General features: G+C 66.8%; 12 protein-coding genes. 8 read left to right on the top strand and 4 right to left on the bottom strand.

The annotated features are described in order from the left end of the window. The first annotated feature begins 71 nt into the window (after positions 1 to 71). Positions 72 to 1,547 carry an FGGY-family carbohydrate kinase gene (locus AB0J95_RS23560; protein ID WP_364761459.1) on the top strand — a complete coding sequence of 492 codons (1,476 nt, stop codon included), beginning with the start codon at positions 72 to 74 and terminating at the stop codon, positions 1,545 to 1,547. Positions 1,548 to 2,326: 779 nt separating this feature from the next. Here the strand turns inward: AB0J95_RS23560 and AB0J95_RS23555 are convergent. Continuing rightward, positions 2,327 to 3,598, bottom strand: a complete 1,272-nt coding sequence (locus tag AB0J95_RS23555; RefSeq protein WP_364761456.1) for a nitric oxide synthase oxygenase — start codon at positions 3,596 to 3,598, stop codon at positions 2,327 to 2,329. A gap of 121 nt (positions 3,599 to 3,719) precedes the next feature. Here AB0J95_RS23555 and AB0J95_RS23550 point away from each other — a divergent pair, with 121 nt between their 5' ends. From AB0J95_RS23550 to AB0J95_RS23535, 4 genes are all read left to right on the top strand, one after another. Further along, entirely contained in the window at positions 3,720 to 5,711 is a 1,992-nt protein-coding gene (locus AB0J95_RS23550) for a beta-propeller domain-containing protein (RefSeq protein WP_364761453.1), read from the top strand. Between the two features lie 939 nt (positions 5,712 to 6,650). After that, a complete protein-coding gene (locus AB0J95_RS23545; RefSeq protein ID WP_364761450.1) occupies positions 6,651 to 8,054 on the top strand; it encodes a glycoside hydrolase family 28 protein in 1,404 nt (467 codons plus the stop codon). A 91-nt stretch (positions 8,055 to 8,145) separates the two neighbouring features. Then, entirely contained in the window at positions 8,146 to 9,612 is a 1,467-nt protein-coding gene (locus AB0J95_RS23540) for an MFS transporter (protein WP_364761447.1), read from the top strand. A gap of 105 nt (positions 9,613 to 9,717) precedes the next feature. Then, positions 9,718 to 10,260, top strand: a complete 543-nt coding sequence (locus tag AB0J95_RS23535) for a hypothetical protein (RefSeq protein WP_364761444.1) — start codon at positions 9,718 to 9,720, stop codon at positions 10,258 to 10,260. Positions 10,261 to 10,323: 63 nt separating this feature from the next. Here AB0J95_RS23535 and AB0J95_RS23530 read toward each other — a convergent pair whose 3' ends face one another. Next, on the bottom strand, positions 10,324 to 10,509 hold the full coding sequence (locus AB0J95_RS23530) for a hypothetical protein (protein ID WP_364761441.1): 186 nt from the start codon (positions 10,507 to 10,509) through the stop codon (positions 10,324 to 10,326). A gap of 112 nt (positions 10,510 to 10,621) precedes the next feature. Here AB0J95_RS23530 and AB0J95_RS23525 point away from each other — a divergent pair, with 112 nt between their 5' ends. The 3 genes from AB0J95_RS23525 to AB0J95_RS23515 all read left to right on the top strand — a co-directional run bounded on the left by AB0J95_RS23525 (position 10,622) and on the right by AB0J95_RS23515 (position 14,298). Further along, the gene (locus tag AB0J95_RS23525; protein ID WP_364761438.1) at positions 10,622 to 10,921 is read left to right on the top strand and encodes a hypothetical protein; all 300 of its coding nucleotides are present in this window, start codon (positions 10,622 to 10,624) and stop codon (positions 10,919 to 10,921) included. A gap of 166 nt (positions 10,922 to 11,087) precedes the next feature. After that, on the top strand, positions 11,088 to 11,306 hold the full coding sequence (locus tag AB0J95_RS23520; protein ID WP_364761435.1) for a hypothetical protein: 219 nt from the start codon (positions 11,088 to 11,090) through the stop codon (positions 11,304 to 11,306). Positions 11,307 to 12,678: 1,372 nt separating this feature from the next. After that, complete coding sequence (locus AB0J95_RS23515; RefSeq protein WP_364761433.1) at positions 12,679 to 14,298, top strand: discoidin domain-containing protein; 1,620 nt, start codon at positions 12,679 to 12,681, stop codon at positions 14,296 to 14,298. Position 14,299: 1 nt separating this feature from the next. On the opposite strand, the gene lipB is transcribed toward AB0J95_RS23515, so the two are convergent. Both lipB and AB0J95_RS23505 read right to left on the bottom strand, forming a co-directional pair. Then, positions 14,300 to 14,926: a lipoyl(octanoyl) transferase LipB gene (gene lipB / locus AB0J95_RS23510; protein WP_364761430.1), complete on the bottom strand. Its 627-nt coding sequence runs from the start codon at positions 14,924 to 14,926 to the stop codon at positions 14,300 to 14,302. A gap of 1 nt (position 14,927) precedes the next feature. Then, on the bottom strand, positions 14,928 to 15,635 hold the full coding sequence (locus tag AB0J95_RS23505) for an SDR family oxidoreductase (protein WP_364761427.1): 708 nt from the start codon (positions 15,633 to 15,635) through the stop codon (positions 14,928 to 14,930). Between the last annotated feature and the right edge of the window lie 38 nt (positions 15,636 to 15,673).

Raw genomic sequence — 15,673 nt, 5'->3', positions numbered from 1 at the left:
CGCCCGTGGCGCCGGTATGTTCGTTGATGTGCCCGCTCGACCACATTCGGTGACCTCACCCGGGGGATGACGTGTACCTAGGTATCGATATCGGGACATCCAGCTCGAAGGGTGTGCTGGTCCGTCCGAACGGGACGATCGCGGCCCGCGCGGAACGACCGCACAGCGTGTCCACACCACGACCCGGATGGGTGGAGCATGATCCCGAGAAGGTGTGGTGGGCGGACTTCGTCGCCATCGCCCGGGAGCTGTCCGCGGCGGCAGGGGACATCCTCGGCCTGGGGGTGAGCGGGATCGGTCCGTGCCTGTTGCCCGCCTCGGCCGATGGGCGACCGCTGCGCCCGGCGATTCTGTACGGTGTGGACACCCGGGCCGCGGTGGAGATCGAGGAGCTGACCGCGGAGTTCGGCGCCGAGGCGGTTCTCGCCCGCGGCGGGACTCCGTTGTCCAGCCAGGCCGTTGGGCCCAAGCTCCGCTGGCTCGCGCGGCATGAGCCGGATGTGTTCGCCCGCACCGAGTTGCTGTTGATGACCAGCTCGTACCTGGTGTTGCGGTTGACCGGCCGGTACATGCTCGATCATCACTCGGCCAGCCAGTGCGATCCGATGTACGACCTGCACCGCGCCGAGTGGGCGACGGACTGGTCGGCCGCGATCGCCCCGCAGCTGCGACTCCCGGACCTGTTCTGGCCCAACGAGATCGTCGGCACAGTGACCGCCTCGGCCGCCGCGGAGACTGGCCTCCCGGTTGGACTTCCGGTCACCGCGGGGACTGTCGACGCGTGGGCAGAGGCCACCAGTGTCGGCGTCACCGAACCCGGTGACGTGATGATCATGTATGGCACGACGATGTTCGTGATCCAGGTGCTGTCCTCCCCGCAGCCGCACCCAGGGTTGTGGGTGACTCGTGGGGTGCTGCCCGGCTCGTACTCGTTGGCCGCTGGCATGGCCACTTCGGGGGCGGTTACTGACTGGCTCAGGGGCCTGTTCGCTGGTGACTTCGCAACGCTTGTGGCGCGGGCTTCAACGGTGCCGCCGGGGAGCCGGGGCCTGCTGATGCTGCCCTACTTCGCCGGCGAGCGAACCCCAGTGTTTGACCCGAATGCCAGAGGAATCATCGCCGGCCTCACCCTGAGTCACGGGCAGCCCGAGCTGTACCGCGCTGCCCTGGAGGGAACGGCATACGGCCTGCGCCACAACCTTGAAGCCATGGCCGAATCCGGCGGCACTCCCACCCGGATCGTCGCGGTCGGCGGCGGCACCCAAGGCGGCCTCTGGACGCAGATCGTCTCCGACGTCGCGGACATCCCCCAGCAAATCCCCACCGAGACCATCGGAGCAGCCCTGGGCAACGCCCTCCTAGCCGCCCAGGCGACAGGAGCAGAAGAAGCAACCGCAACCACCTGGAACCCCATAACCCGAACAATCATCCCAACCCCAGCCACCACAGCGAAGTACAACACCTTCTACCCCCACTACAGAAACCTCTACCCCGCAACAAAAACCACAGCCCACTTCCTAGCCACCCAACAACACCAATCCCCCTAACTCACCCCCACCAACCCCCACCGCCTCATCGCCGCCGCCCCTCGCCGCAGGCCTGTCGCTACCGACCCATCGCCACGGGCCGATCGCCACGGGCCGATCGCCACGGGCCGATCGCCACCCGACCCATCGCCACGGGCCGATCGCCACCCGACCCATCACCACGGGCTGATCGCCACCGACCCATCGCCACCGACCCATCGCCACGGGCCGATCGACGCCGACGCATCGATCCCTGCCCACCGACATCGGCCCGTCACCACCGCACCGGCCCGCCGACGCCGACGCGTCGACGCGGACGCATCGATACAGAGCCATCGATACCGGGCCACTGACACCGGGCCACTGACACCGGGCCATCGACACCGATCGCCGCGTCGGCTCGCAGGTCGTAAAGGGCGTCTCTACCCGCGATCGCAGCGGTCCTGCTCGGCCATACATCGGTCGGGGCTTGTTCGATACGACGGCGGCCACTGAGCCAGCCCGACAGTCAGGTTGGGCCGTCGTCTGCGCTCGCAGGCTTGGCCTGGCACGCTTCCGCCGAACAGCAGCGAGTTCTGACGCGCCGGGCGCAGCGCAGGTGCCAGGGGCTCACCGCGACGCAGTTGGTCCATGCCCAGCGACCCGTTCACCGCGTCGTGCAGGAGTACCGGCACGTCACCACAGCTACGCATACCCGCGGGCCTAGCGGCCTCGCGCTCACTCCGTCGACGCGGTCGGCTCACCGCGCCCCACGCCTTGCGCAATTCGACGGCCTATCAGTTTCCTTGTGTGTCAATGGATTAGGTGGTGGGGAGGCTGAGGTAGGACCACATGCAGGCCTGCGGTGGGGTGGTGGTTGCGGTGTCGGGGGATTGGTGGTGTGGTGGGGCGCCGTGGGTGCCGCGGTGGGCTGCGGTGGGGTCGAGGAGGAACTCGGGGCGCAGATGGTCGGTGTCGTAGTAGCGGTGGAAGACGGGGGTCTGCGACGAGGTCATGGGCGGGACGATCCAGCTCCAGTCCGCCGGGCAGGACCGGCCGGCGCGCTGTTCCTTCTCCAGGTGCCGGATGAAGCGGTCGGACTCGGTGTGGTGGTCGGTGATGGTGACGCCGGCGGCGGCGAACGAGTGCAGGACGGCACGGTTGAGCTCGACCATGGCCCTGTCTCGCCACAGGGTGGTCTCACTGCTCGTGTCGAGCCCCAACCGACGCGCGAACTCTGGCAGCAGGTTGTACCGCTCGGTGTCCGCGAGGTTGCGTGCACCGATCTCGGTTCCCATGTACCAGCCGTTGAACGGTGCCGCGGGATACGAGACACCACCGATGGACATGCGCATATTGCTGATCGCCGGGACTGCGTGCCACCGCAACCCGAGCTCCGCCAGCCATGGCAGTTCGGGGTGTGTGATGGGCACTTCATGCACGGCGTCGTCGGGTAATCGGTACAGGCAGGGACCTTCCGCTGCTGTCTCCACCACCAACGGCAACACGTCGAACGCGCTGCGAGGTTCGCTCGGCTGCCAGCCGAGTTCGGTCACCGAGTCGGTGAAGGCCAGGTAGCGAGGGTCGCCCAGCACACCTCCGTCTTCTTGGGGATATCCGGCGTACCGGATGAGTTGCTCGTTCCAGATCCTCGGCGCCGGGCGGCCGGGCGCCTCCGGCGCGAAGACCGACATCAGCGGCCGGAGTTTTCCTCCGTTCCATGCCTGTCGCAGGTGCTGTACGCACTGCTCGGCGATGTCGTCGGCTGTCCGCACTGCGCGCAGGTCGCGAACCCGCAAGCTGCGCCAGTACAACCGGCCGATGCACCGGGCGCTGTTGCGCCACGCCACCCGCGCACCGAACGTCAGCTCGGCTGTCGTGTGCTGGTACGTGCCGGTGAGCCCGATCTCGGTGCGCACCCACGCCAGCCGCCGCTCCACATCCCCGGCTTCGGGGTTCTCGCTGTGGAACAGGCGAAGGAACTCCTCGGCCTCATCAAGATCGGCCGGTTCGGTCGCGGACGGTGGTGGGCTGGGTGACAGCAGGTGATCCGAGGAGTGCCAGATGCCGGGTTTGTCGCCACTGACGATCATCCGCCGCAATCTAACCGTTATCTAAGTCGGCGGCAACGGATTCTGTCGCTGTCACCGTCTTGTGTATATGGCACCGAGAGTTGGGTTACCGAGAGTTGACTGGCGCACGATCGTCGGGGGTGTGGCGGTCGCAGTCGTCATCGGTGGCATCGCCGCGGCCGCACCAGAGGATGCGGTCACCGGTCAGCAGGATGTGGTGACTGACTCACCGGCGGCCGGTATCCGGCTGGTGGCATTCGACTCCTGCGAGAAGGCGCTCAACGATTTGCGGACGGCCGCGTTGCCGTACATCGGTCCCTTCGGGTTTGGTGGTTCGGCCCGGGCATTGTCCGCCACAGGCGGCGATGTCGTTGGCATACCGGACAGCGCGGGTGCCGCGCAGGCGCCCGCTGCTCCGCGTGACTCGCAGAAATCGGCGCAGCAACAGGAAAGCACCGGCGGTACGCCAGGACACTCGACCACGAACACGCATGAGGCCGGAGTCGACGAGCCCGACATCGTCAAGACCGACGGCAAACGCCTGGTGTCGGTCGCCGACGGCCACCTCACTGTGATCGATGTGGCCTCCCGCAAGGTAACCGGCACTCTTGAACTGCCGGACGTCGCAGTGTCCGAGATGCTTCTTTCCGGCGACCGCGCCTTGCTGGTGGCCAACCGGAACGCGGTCGTCTACGACATGCCCATGCCACGTGGCAAGCCCGCGCCGCCGCTGTCCGGGGGTATGGGGTCGACCCTCGTTCTCGTCGACCTCGCCGGTGCCGCCAAGACGGTGGGTACGCTTTCTGTTGACGGCGCGTACATCGACGCTCGCCAGGTCGGTGCGGTGGCCAGGGTTGTGGTCCGATCCCAGCCGCAGCTGCGGTTCGTCTATCCGGACCAGACACGGAACTACAACTCCTCTCTGAAGGAGAACCGGGAGATCGCGCAGCGATCGACGATCGAGGACTGGTTGCCCCGCTACCAGCTCGACAGCGAGGGGACGCATTCCGAAGGCAGGCTGGTGGACTGCGAGCGGGTCAGCCATCCCGCCGCCTACTCCGGGACCGGCATGCTGACGGTGCTCACCATCGACCTGAACCGGACGCTCGGCACCGGTGACCCGGTCACGATCGCCGCCGACGGCGACACCGTGTATGGGACCGGCACGAGCCTGTACGTCGCCGATGACCGCCGGAACCGCTACATTCCCTTGCGGTTCGGCGAAGGCATCGCCGACACGTCGCCGGCCCCCGCTCCACCCCCGCCGCCGGCGGAGAAGACGCAGATCCACCGCTTCGACATCGCCGGGTCCGGACCGCCGAGGTACGCCGGTTCGGGTGAGGTCGACGGGACCTTGCTGAACCAGTACTCCCTGTCTGAGTACAACGGGTATCTCCGGGTGGCCACGACGACCGGGCAGTTCAGCTCGGTGGCCGAGGGCTCGGGCGCGCGGCAGTCGCAGAGCATGATCACTGTGCTGCAACGCCAGGAGAACGGGCTCGCGCAGGTCGGCAAGGTGGACGGGCTCGGCAAGGGAGAACGGATCTACGCGGTCCGGTTCTTCGGCGCGGTCGGCTACGTCGTCACCTTCCGGCAGATGGACCCGCTGTACACAGTGGACCTGTCCCAGCCGGCGCGGCCGCGGGTGGCCGGCGAGCTGAAGATCACCGGCTACTCGGCCTACCTGCATCCGGTCGGCGACAACAAGATCCTCGGCGTCGGGCAGGAGGCCAGCACGCAGGGACGGCGGCTGGGCGCCCAGGTCTCGCTGTTCGACGTCGGCAACGCGGCGGCGCCGAACCGCACCGCGCAGTACCAGATCGAGGGCGGATCGTCCGAAGTGGAGTACGACCCGCACGCCTTCCTGTACTGGCCCGCGCGCGACCTGGTGGTGATCCCGGTGACCGGCTCTCCCGCGGTCGGCGGCAAGCCGCAGTACCAGCAGCTGACCTATGCCCTGGTGTTGCGGCTGGACGGTGCCGGCCTCAGCGAGGTCGGGCGCGTCGCGCACCCGAACGGCATGATCAGGCGGTCGCTGGTGATCGGCGAGGACTTGTGGACGGTGTCGGACGCGGGTGTGATGGTGAACGAACTGGGCAAGCTGGCTCAGCAGGCGTGGATTCCGCTGCGGTAGCCATCGGGTCGGTCGATGCATGCCTTCAGATTATCCGCACGCGTGTTCGATTGCTGTCACTCTATCGGGTGGTCTGTTCTTTCTGTTGTGCGCCAACAGAATTTCTTCTGGTTATGCGGAGAACCGCTGTGCGGCACCTAGATTGCCGCACAGCGCCTTCGGTGACCGTTCGCGTTGGGTGTCGCCGGTGCGCTCCCGCGGATCCTCGAAAAATCTTCTCGAGGATTTTTCTCGTTGCGGCGTAATGGTTCCCGGTCGGATGTGAAGCTGGCCGACGGTCGTGCGGCCCGAAACTGTCGGTGTCCGGCGCTAGCGTGCGGAGCATGACGAAACGTGCTGCTCATTGCCGAAATCGAGGAAGGCCTGCGGTCCGGTGTGGACCGGCATCGGCATGTGCTGGTGGGGAACCAGGAATAGGGCCGGTGCCGGGCGACTGCGAAGGTGGGTGGTGCGCGCCCGTGTTCGGTCGGTCGGGTCCCGAGATGGTCCGGGCGGACGTGCCGAGTCCACAGCGGACGATGTCCGCCCTTCGAGCGCGGTCCGGGGTGCCCTGGGGATCGCATCGAGGAGAGACCGGGGCGGCTGGATCCGGTGACGGCATCACGTGGCGCCGGGCGTCGGGCGTGTGAGCGGGGCGGTGGTGCATCTCGAGCACGTCCGCGGGTGTCGGCGTCGAGGGGCGCCGCGACCGTCACTGAGTCGTTTTGTCTGTTTGTGCATGCTTTCACCCACGCGGGTCAATCATCGGAGGATGGGATGGGAACACTGGACGACCTTGCCTATCGGCATGTGTACTCAGACCGCGGTGCGGCGGTCTGGGGGTACGCCGTGCCGCGCCATATCGGCGGACTCTTTCTTGACGATGGCGGGCATTCCCGGGTAGACCTACTCTGTAAACGTTTTCATCCGCCGCCACGGATCCGAAGGGACCACGTGACCATGGCGAATGATCATTCCCGGCGTGCCTTTCTGAAGTCGTCCGGCCTGGTGGCGGCCGGGGTCCTGGCTCCGGGAGTCTTGTCCGGCGAGGCGGCTGCCGCGGCGGCGTCGCCGTGGGACCAGGTGCCGGTCATCCTGGCCAGGATCACCCCGCCCGAGTTCCCGGCCGCGACGTTCGACGTGACCGCCTACGGCGCGAAGGGCGATGGCAAGACGAAGAACACGGCGGCCTTCGGCAAGGCCATCGAGGCGTGCAACAAGGCAGGCGGCGGCCGGGTGCTGGTGCCCGCGGGCAGCTTCCTGACCGGGGCCATCACGCTGCTGTCGAACGTGAACCTGGAGGTCGCCAAGGGGGCGACGGTGAAGTTCAGCACCGACCCCAAGGACTATCCGTTGACCTACACCCGCTGGCAGGGCATCGAGTGCATGAACTTCTCGCCGTTCATCTACGCCCGCGGCCAGCAGAACGTGGCGATCACCGGTGCCGGCACCCTGGACGGGCAGGGACCGTCCGGCCCGTGGTTCGACTACGACGACAAACGGGAGCCGGACTGGGAGCGGCTGCAGCAGATGGCGGTCGACAACGTCCCGGTGACCGGCCGGACCTTCGGCCAGGGGCACTTCCTCAAGCCGAACATGATCCAGTTCTACGACTGCCGCAACGTGCTCGTGTCCGACCTGGACATCCGCAACCCAGCGATGTGGACGATCCATCCGGTGCTGTCGCGCAACGTCACCGTGCGCAAGGTGAAGGTGTACAGCAGGGGCGGCATGGTCGACGGGTGCGACCCGGAGTCGAGTTCGGATGTGCACATCACCGGATGCCAGTTCGACACCGGCGATGACGGCGTGGCCGTGAAGTCCGGCCGGGACACCGACGGCAGGCGGGTCGGGGTACCCAGCGAGAACATCGTCATCGACAACTGCACGCACCTCGGGCGCTGGGGCGCGCTCACGGTGGGCAGTGAGATGTCCGGCGACGTGCGGAACGTCTTCTTCCAGGACTGCACCATCAAGAAGGGATCCTCCTACAGCGCGTTCCATGTGCTCTACATCAAGACCAACAAGCGACGTGGTGGCACGGTCGACGGCGTGCACGCCCGCCGGATCACCGCGTCGAGCGTGCAACGCGAGGCGATCAACGTGACGCTGAACTACAGCCTGACCGGGCCGGGCTTCGGGCCGATCGTGAACCCGGCCGTCCGCAACATCACCGTCGACGCCATGACGGTGGACGGGGCCAGCTACGCGTTGAGCCTGGACGGGCTGAGTGCCTCCAAGATCACCGGGGTCAGCCTGTCCAACAGCACCTTCACCAAGATCGGGACGGCGGCCCCGAAGATCAAGAACGCCGACAAGCCCGCGTACACGAACGTCAAGATCAATGGAAAGACGGTGAGCTGAGTCATGGCCGCCGGACAGAAAGGGGTCCGTCTATCAGTTAGCTGACGAAACCTCTTGTGCGGGAAAGCAGTACAGGGCCCAGTATGGGGAGGTGACCAAAGGGAACGAGCCGGATCCACGGCGCTGGAAGGCACTGGCTGTCACGCTCGGCGCCGGCTTCATGAGCCTGCTCGACGTCAGCATTGTCAACGTCGCGCTGCCGTCCATCCAGACCGGGCTGGGCGCGTCGGCCGGGGCGGTGCAGTGGGTGGTGTCGGGGTACGCCCTGGCTTTCGGGCTCACGCTGGTCGCCGGTGGCCGGCTGGGTGACGCGCTCGGGCGGCGGCGGATCTTCATGATGGCGCTGGCCGGGTTCGTGTTCACGAGTGCGCTCGCGGGCGCGGCGCCGACGATGGCCCTGCTGGTGGCGGCTCGGTTGCTGCAGGGTGCCTCGGCGGGGTTGCTCACGCCGCAGAGCTCCGGGCTGATCCAGAACCTGTTCCACGGCGCGGAACGGGGCCGCGCGTTCGGCCTGTTCGGCGCGACCATCGGGATCTCGACTGCGGTCGGGCCGGTACTCGGTGGGCTGATCATCGCCGGGTTCGGTGCGGAGACCGGCTGGCGGTGGGTGTTCTACGTGAACGTGCCTATCGGCATCGTCGCGTTGATCTTCGCCGCGCGGCTGCTGCCGCGGGAGGAACCCCGCAGGATCCGGATCCGCACGGAGATCGACTTCGTGGGTGCCGCACTGCTCGGGCTCGCTGTGGTCTGCATCCTGTTCCCGGTCGTGCAGTTCGAGAGCGGGAAGTTCGCGAACTGGTGGTGGCTGCTGCCGGTCGCGGTCGTGCTCGGCTACGTGTTCATCCGTTGGGAACACAGGACTGTCCGGCATGGGCGGGCACCGCTGCTGGACGTGCGGCTGTTCACCAGCACAGCGGGGTTCTCCTCCGGGGCGGCCATCGGCATGGTGTACTTCTGCGGCTTCGCCGGGCTCTTCGTTGTCCTGGCGATGTTCTTCCAGAACGGGCTGCATTACACCGCGCTGCAGTCGGGCCTGGCGGTGACGTCGTTCGCGTTGGGGTCGGCGATGTCGTCGGCGATCTCCGGACGGCTGGTGTCCCGGTGGGGACGGCGGCTGACCGTGCGCGCGCTGAGCCTCACAATCTTCGGTTTCGCGCTGACCGGGGTCGCCGCCTTGCTGGCGCCCGGCGACCGGGCGGGGCTGTGGATGGCGGTTCCGTTGCTGGTGGCCGGGATCGGTGGCGGTGCGGTGATCTCACCGAACGTGACGCTGACACTGGAGAACGTGCCGAACCAGATGGCCGGCGCGGCCGGTGGTGCACTGCAGACCGGGCAACGGGTCGGGACCGCTGTGGGCGCCGCGGTGCTGGTCGCCGCGTTGCACACCGGGACCGACGCGGCGGGCGGGCGGTTCCAGACCGGGTTCGCGGTCGCGATCGGCGTCGCCGTGGTGATCATGGGTGTGGCCTTGGCTTTGGCGTTCCGTGAGTACCGGGCCAGGCGCAGCTGTTCCGTCGACGAAAATTTGTCCCAACGCTCTGTGATATCCAGTCAATAACTATTACGCTGCATCCGGTTCGACCCTGCAGGCACCTTGAAGATCATTTCCAGGCCCGTGATCCGGGCCTGTTCCGGCCTGCCCTCACGAGAGGAACAAGATCGAATGCGGCATTTCCTGGTCCGTGGCCTGATCGCGACAGCGGCGGCCACGGTTGGTCTTTTCGTCGCCGGCGCCACCGCGCAGGCCTCGGCCGCCGGCCCGGAGAACGACCCGGTCGCCAACGCCGCTGGGGGAACGGTCACCATCCAGGTCACCAAACTGACCCACGCCCAGGCCACCGCGCGGTTACGCGCGGCGGGCATCACCTGGTCGTCGAGTGGTGGCTGCAGCGACCGCAACAACTCGACCTGCACGTCGTTCGAACAGGTCAACCTCACCACCATCCAAGGCGGGGAGACCCTCAAGCGTGCCAGCGGATGCGCACTCAACATCACCGGTGGCACCGAGACCGGGCACGCCAGCGGCACCTACAGCCACTGGAACGGCTACAAGCTCGACTTCAGCAAGGCCACCTGCCTGACCAACTACATCCACAACAACTTCACGTCGATCGGCGGCGGCAAGTGGCAGTCCGGCGCCGGCAACATCTACTTCGACGAGTCGAACCACTGGGACGTCACGTTCTACAACTGCGGCGGCTGCTGACACCCGTCGCCTGACGCGCGAAAGTGGCGCTCCCGCAAGGGAAGCGCCACTTTCGCCGGTCGGTCAACGGCGCCGCAGGCTCCAGTTCCCGGCCCGGGCCCGGCTGCCGATACCGGCCAGGTGCAGTGCGAGGCACAGCAAACCGGCGGTGACAATCGTGCCCGTTGTGATGGTCGAACCGAGGGATGCGCCTGCGAGATCAAGGATCAGGGCGAGTGCGAACAGGACGGCACCGATCACGGCTAACATGCTGCCTCCAAGTCGTCGTGACCCAGGAATACCCATCTGGCCGGGGTTTCACTCCCGTTCTGCTCCATGTGGGTGGCGACTTCCGGCATACCGGTACGGAATGATTGTTTCAGTGTGCACCCTGCTGATCTGCTATTCGGTGACCCGTGTGGGGGTGCTCAGCCCCGGCGCGGGTCTGGCCCGAATGATCACGTCGCTCGGGCGGTGGTGGCATCCGGCCGAGAACGTCTGGCTGGTGTCCACGGGGTATCACCTCGACGAGGTTCGCGACATTCTCGCATCCCAATTGGACCGCGGTGACCAGCTGCTGGTGCTCGACGTCACCGGCCGCCCGTGGGCGGCTTCCGGCGTATATCCCGAGGCAGAGGAATGGCTTTTCGATCATGTCCGCGACGCGCAGGGCGGACGCTGAGTAGCCATTTGACCCCGTTGGGTGATTTTCGTATTCAGTGGATACTTTCCCGCCTCTATTGCGTCAGAAGGATGTCGATCCGAGGCGGTGTGGTTCGACGTGTAGATGACAGAGCAGTCCACAGCGGGCCGCTCACCGAACCACCCTCAGGGGAAGGAGAGCCACCATGACCACCACCACGATCATCAGCTACCGAGACCGAGCCGTCCTGCGCGCCGTCGCCGCGGGCCGCTGTGAACTCTCCGGTGAGTGCCTGCGCGTCGACGGCCTGGGGTGCTGCGACCAGTTCACCGGCCTGCGCCTGACCCAGGCCGGCCTCATCGCCGCCATCGACGGTCCAGCCAGATTGACACCCAGCGGTGAGGCACTGCTGGAGGCAGCGTGAGATGACAACCCTCGTGAGCATCCAAGGGGAGTGCTCACGAGGGCGACAGTCCATCCGGGACAGGGGTGCCCCGGCCGGACCACCAGACACCACAGGCATTTCACCGGCAGACACACCTTCGGGAAGACGCCGGTTGGGGAACGAACGGGGATGACATCGGCGCAGCCGGATGTCGGGCGCTGGTGCTTGAGCACGTGCGAAGCGCGAGCGGATCGCTTGCGACGGCTACGGCTTTCAGAGCTGAGCGCGCGGGCTGGCGTGGCTTAGAGGCTGACTTGGATGCTCGACGGGCCAGCTTGGGGCTGGTTGTTGTGCTCGGGGCGCAAACTGGGGCAGGGGTTGGGATTGCGGTGCTCAGGGCTGGGATAGGTGGTTTGAGGTGCGGTGCTTGGGATTGGGATAGGTGGGGTGTGGTGCTGGGGGTTGGGTTAGCTGGGATTGGGGGTGTGGTGCTTGGGGTTGGGATATGTGGTTTGGGGTGTGGGGCTGGGATAGCTGGGTTGCGGTGTGGTGCTTGGGGTTCGGTGGGTTGGGTTGGGTTGCGGTGCTTGAGGCTGGGCTAGCTGGGATTGGGGTGTGGTGCTTGGGTGCGGTTAGCTGGAGGGTTGGGTTGCGGTGCTTGGGGCTCGGTAGCCGGGTTGGGCTGGGCTATCTGGGATTGAGCATTTGTGCAGGGTGGGGTGAGTTGGCTTGGGTGGGTGTCTGTGCTTGGACCAGCCAGCGGAGGTTGGGGTGTTGGGCTGTGTCGGGGTGGCCGGGTGGGCTGTTGGTGTTGGGGTCGCGAGTGTGGAGAGTGGGCGGGACTGACAAGGCTTTGGGACTTGATGTGGCGGTTGCCGGGATGGCTTGGGTGTTGACCGCTTGTCTTGCGGCTTGAGGTGGATCGGCTGCGACGTTGTCGGCGCGGAGCGGAAGGCTCGGGCTGGATCCGATCAGGGAATGGATCTGGCGCGGTTCAACGCCGTGGCGTGCGGCCGCCCGACGCGGCGAGCCTGGTCGGGTTCGTCGGCGGCGGTCGGGGCGCTGGTGCCGGAGGCGCGAGGTCCTGTGTGTGCGGGTTGCGTGGGGAAGGACGGCTGGGGTGGTGGGGATGTGCTCAGGTGATCGGTGGGGTGGGGGGATGGTTGCGTGCGTGATGACTGAGGGGTGGGGCGTAGTGAGGGTGAATGGTTGGGGTGAGTACTGAGGGCAAGAGGAGGGGCGGAGAGGAGGGGCGGAGAGGAGGGGCGGAGAGGAGGGGCGGAGAGGAGGGGCGGAGAGGAGGGGGGTTTGTTAAAAAAGTTTCCTAACGAAGGTTGACTCCGTGTGGGGGTGGGCGGGAGGCTAGGGGGGCCGCCGCTGGATGTTCTTACTGGTCATGCGGAGGCATCTCATGAGACGGCGTGCGTTGTGCACTGTGGTCTTTCTTGTTCTGATGTCCGTTTTCTCCGGTGCCGGGTCGGCTAGTGCGGCCACCACCTACCCCATGTTCCTCACCTTCTATGGGTGGTGGGACAACACTCCCCCGGGGGGTGACATCTCCTACCCGCAGATCCACGACACCGCCGGGGGCAAGGGCACGTTCGCCGACCCCATCACGTTCGCCACCTCCACCTCGGAGCTCAAGGCGGGCACGAAGGTGTGGGTTCCCCGGGTGCGCAAGTACTTCATCATGGAGGACTCGTGCCAGGAGTGCGGTGAGGACTGGAGCGGTCACGGCCCCAACGGCGGCCCGGGTCTGCGGCACATCGACCTCTGGCTCGGCGGCAAGGGCGGTGACGCCATGGCCGCCATCGACTGCGAGGACGCGCTGACGCACTACAACGCTGACAGCACACCGGTTATGGAGTCGGTGGTCGTCGACCCGCCGTCCGACGAGCCGTACGACTCCACGCCGATCTTCAACACGAGCACCGGTGCGTGCTATGGCGGCGCGCAGCCGAACACGACGTTCGGGTCGTACAAGAACGTGTCGACCGGGCAGTGCATGGAGGACCCGAACAACAGCTCCAGCTCCGGCACGCAGATGAAGCTGGCCGCGTGTTCCGGTGCGGCGGCGCAGCAGTTCAAGTTCCACGGCGCGTTCTTCGAGATCAACAAGCTGTGTCTGGGCATGTCGAGCAGCAAGATCGTGTTGCAGAACTGCACCGCCGGCCCGAACCAGCAGTGGTCGGTCAACCCGAGCCTGACCATTTCGGACATCCAGACCGGCAAGAAGTGTTTCCGGGCGGCCAGCGGCCTGGTCACCGCGGGCAGCTGCTCCGGGACCGCGAGCCAGTGGCAGTTCACACCTTCGGGCGGTACCAATGACTTCTCGGTCGCGGTGAGTCCCTCGAACGGGTCGATCAATGGTGGCGGATCGGCGTCGGCCACCGTCGCGACCACAGGATCGGGTGAAATCGCGTTGAGCGCGTCCAACGTGCCGCCGGGCGCCACGGTCACCTTCACCCCGGCCACCGTGACCGCGGGCGGCCAGTCCACCTTCAGGGTCGCGACCACGGCGGACGCGCCCGAAGGCAGCTACCCGATCACCATCACCGGCACGTCGGGCGGCAAGTCGCACACGGCCACCTACACCCTGACTGTCGGCAGCGGTGGCCCTGGACCGGGTGAGCCCACGCTGCTCTCGCAGGACAAGCCCGCGACCGCGTCGTCCACCGAGTCGTCGACCTACGCCGCTGGCAAGGCGTTCGACGGCAACCTGACCGGAACCCGTTGGGCCAGTAAGGAAGGCGCGGACCCGCAGTGGGTCCGGGTCGACCTCGGCGCGACGATGACCATCTCCCACGTCAAGCTGACCTGGGAAGCCGCCTACGGCAAGTCCTATACGATCCAGACCTCGCCGGACGGCACCGCGTGGACGACGATCTACTCGACCGCGACCGGCAACGGCGGCACGGACGATCTCACCGGGCTCAGTGGCACCGGCCGCTACGTCCGGATGAACGGCACCGCCCGCGGCACCTCGTACGGTTACTCGCTGTACGAGATGCAGGTCTACGGCACCCCGTAACTCAGTCAGCTCCGAGGGCGGCGGCGATCGCGGCCCGCACTTGCTGCTCAGCAGGTGCGGGCCGTCCGTCTTCCCCGGCCAACAAAGCCAACGACGTCATCGGCACATCCGGCAGCCCACAGGCCACGAACGACGTGAACACCGACATGTCCGGCGCGATGTTCACCGCGAACCCGTGGCTGGTCACGCCCCGCCGGATCCGCATTCCGATGGACACCAGCTTGCGGTGGTCCGGCGTCCACACCCCCACCAGGCTCTGTGACCGAGGTGGTGTGTCGCGGCGGATCGTCTTGAACCCCAGCGTGTCCAGCGCGGCGATCAACCCGTCCTCCAGCCAGCGCACGATGTCGCCGGGGCCGCGCTGGTGCAGGTCGATCACCAGGTACCCGATCAGCTGCCCTGGGCCGTGGTAGGTCGCCTGGCCGCCGCGATCCACTGGCACCAAAGGGATCGACATATCGGCCGGCAGCTCGGCCGGGGGCGTGCGGGCGCCGTACGTGATCACCGGTGGATGGGTGAGCATGACCAAGCGGTCCTCGATCAGGCCGTCCTGGCGTTGCCGGACCCACGTGCCCATCTCGGTCACGGCATCGAGGTACGGCACCTCGCCCAAGTCGATCCGTTCCACCTCACCAGGGTACGACCGCGCCATCGTCGGTGAAGAAACCGCCGGTCGGGCCGTCCGCGCCGAGTGTGGCCAGGTACACGGACACCGCAGCGCCTTGAGCCGTAGTGCGGAAACCACTGTGGCCGTTGAGGTCCGTGGCGCAGTAGCCCGGGTCGGCGGCGTTGACCAGGATGCCTTGCGGCCGAAGTTCCTTGGCGTACTGCACGGTCAACGAGTTCACCGCGGTCTTGGACGGCACGTAAGCCAGGCTCGGTGGCAGGGCCGCGTGCAGCGAGCTCATCCCCGCCAGCGAGCCGATACCGCTGGAAACGTTGACGATCCGTGGCGCGGACGAGCGGGACAGCAAGGGCAGCATGGCGTTCGTGACGTTGATGACGCCGAAGAAGTTGGTGTCGAACACGGTCCGGATCACGTTCACGTCCGCGGTACTGGGCTGCTGGTCGGCTACGCCGGCGATGCCCGCGTTGTTCACGAGCACATCCAGGCGCCCGTATCGATCCTCGACGACAGCGGCGGCGGCTTTGGCACTGTCCGGGTCGGTGACGTCGAGCTGGACGAACTCGGCGTCCAGTTCCTTGGCGGCCACGGTTCCGCGTTCGACGTCCCGGGCCGCCAGGAAGGTGGTCATGCCGAGGGCGGTGAGCTGTTTGACGGTTTCGTAGCCGATTCCTTTGTTGGCCCCGGTGACCAGCGCGATTGTCTCTGTCATGGGTCAAGCCCACCATCGGCCGGGCACCGGCGGCCAAC

This window comes from Actinocrispum sp. NPDC049592, assembly GCF_040675465.1.
Taxonomy (GTDB): Bacteria; Actinomycetota; Actinomycetes; order Mycobacteriales; family Pseudonocardiaceae; genus Kibdelosporangium.
The sequence above is the reverse complement of the archived record's forward strand: the minus strand, read 5'-3'. Positions and strand labels throughout refer to the sequence as shown.

What these genes read in the sequence shown, in the direction of transcription:
- AB0J95_RS23555 (WP_364761456.1), bottom strand. Translation starts at nt 3,598, where the DNA reads ATGATCGTCAGTGGCGACAAACCCGGCATCTGGCACTCCTCGGATCAC.
- AB0J95_RS23545 (WP_364761450.1), top strand. Translation starts at nt 6,651, where the DNA reads ATGGCGAATGATCATTCCCGGCGTGCCTTTCTGAAGTCGTCCGGCCTG.
- AB0J95_RS23535 (WP_364761444.1), top strand. Translation starts at nt 9,718, where the DNA reads ATGCGGCATTTCCTGGTCCGTGGCCTGATCGCGACAGCGGCGGCCACG.
- AB0J95_RS23530 (WP_364761441.1), bottom strand. Translation starts at nt 10,509, where the DNA reads ATGTTAGCCGTGATCGGTGCCGTCCTGTTCGCACTCGCCCTGATCCTT.
- AB0J95_RS23520 (WP_364761435.1), top strand. Translation starts at nt 11,088, where the DNA reads ATGACCACCACCACGATCATCAGCTACCGAGACCGAGCCGTCCTGCGC.
- AB0J95_RS23515 (WP_364761433.1), top strand. Translation starts at nt 12,679, where the DNA reads ATGAGACGGCGTGCGTTGTGCACTGTGGTCTTTCTTGTTCTGATGTCC.
- AB0J95_RS23505 (WP_364761427.1), bottom strand. Translation starts at nt 15,635, where the DNA reads ATGACAGAGACAATCGCGCTGGTCACCGGGGCCAACAAAGGAATCGGC.